This is a genomic window from Allobosea sp. GW822-FHT03F07, assembly GCF_058801345.1.
Genome location: NZ_JBXAND010000030.1, coordinates 1 through 1,321 on the forward strand (window position 1 = coordinate 1; position 1,321 = coordinate 1,321).

Genomic DNA, 1,321 nt, shown 5'->3' on the forward strand with positions numbered 1-1,321 from the left:
GCGTTATGGGATGGACGCCTCCCGCTCCGCGCCCTTCATTGGGGGCTTTTGTTGAGCAGGAGGTCGGGACATGCAGATGCTGGCGATCGACTTGGCGAAGCAGTCATTCCACGTGCATGGAATCAGCGCAGACGGCGAGATCGTTTCGCGGCGCGTCGGCCGTCAGGGCTTGCCGTCGCTGGTTGCGAGGCTCGGCCCGGAGGTGATCGCCATGGAGGCCTGCGCGACCGCCCACTACTGGGGGCGCCTGTTCATGGCCGCCGGGCACGAAGTGCGGCTGATCAATCCGCATTTCGTCAAGCCCTTCGTGCGCGGATCGAAGAACGACTCGGTCGACGCCGAGGCCATCTTCGATGCGGCCTCGCGGCCGACGATGCGGTTCGTGCCTGTCAAAACGGAAGGGCAGCAGGATCTGCAGTCGCTGCACCGCGTCAGGGATCGTCTCGTCGCGCAACGGACCAGCCTGATCAACCACCTGCGCGGCCTGCTGGCCGAGTACGGCCTGATCTATCCGAAAGGGGCGGCGCTCATTCTTCGACGCGCCCGTGGCGGGCTCGCCGAAGCCCACCTCTCAGCCATGGCGCGGGAGACCTTCGAGGCGCTTCTTGATGAGTTGGAGAGCCTGGACGGGCGCATCGAGCGGCTGGACGAGAGATTGATCGCCATCTGCCGAGAGGACGAGACCTGCCGCCGGCTGATGACGCTGCCCGGCGTGGGACCCGTCGTCGCGACGGCGCTCGCCGCCAGCATCGGCGATCCTCGACAGTTCCAGTCGGGAAGGGAGATGGCGGCCTGGATTGGCCTGGTTCCGCGACAATACTCGACCGGCGGCAAATCCCGCCTGGGCGGCGTCGGGAGGCGCGCGAACCATTATCTGCGCCGACAACTGGTGCACGGCGCGAGAGCCGTCGCGTTGAGGTTGAAGACCAAGGCCGATCCGCGATCGCGCTGGTTCCAGGCCGTGATCGATCGTCGCGGCTTCAACAAGGGTATCGTGGCGATGGCAAACAAGACGGTTCGGATCGCTTGGGCGATGTTGATGCGGCAGGAGGATTACGCTCGCACCTGATGCGGGCATGAAGATCGTCGCGCGAGCGATGATGCGTGCGAGATGAACGATGATCGCGACACGGCAAGGACCGCGTTCTCGACCCTGACCTACGACATGGCCTTCGAGGCCGACCGCGTTATGAGGGAGAGAGCAGCGGAGCCCATCATGGCCAGGGGCGAGATCGCTCCAGCGACAGGCCGGATAGATTTACGCACCCAGTGCCGGGCTCGACGTCAGAAATCATCTTGTGGCGGGAGGCGTCCATAGATT

The 1,321-nt window shown here is 64.9% G+C and carries 1 protein-coding gene; it reads left to right on the plus strand.

Going from position 1 to position 1,321, the window contains the following annotated elements:
* Nucleotides 1-70: 70 nt before the first annotated feature.
* Nucleotides 71-1,069, plus strand: coding sequence for an IS110 family RNA-guided transposase (locus AC1RMY_RS26510; protein ID WP_492869737.1), 999 nt, complete (start codon nucleotides 71-73; stop codon nucleotides 1,067-1,069).
* Nucleotides 1,070-1,321: the final 252 nt, after the last annotated feature.

What these genes read in the sequence shown, in the direction of transcription:
- AC1RMY_RS26510 (WP_492869737.1), top strand. Translation starts at nt 71, where the DNA reads ATGCAGATGCTGGCGATCGACTTGGCGAAGCAGTCATTCCACGTGCAT.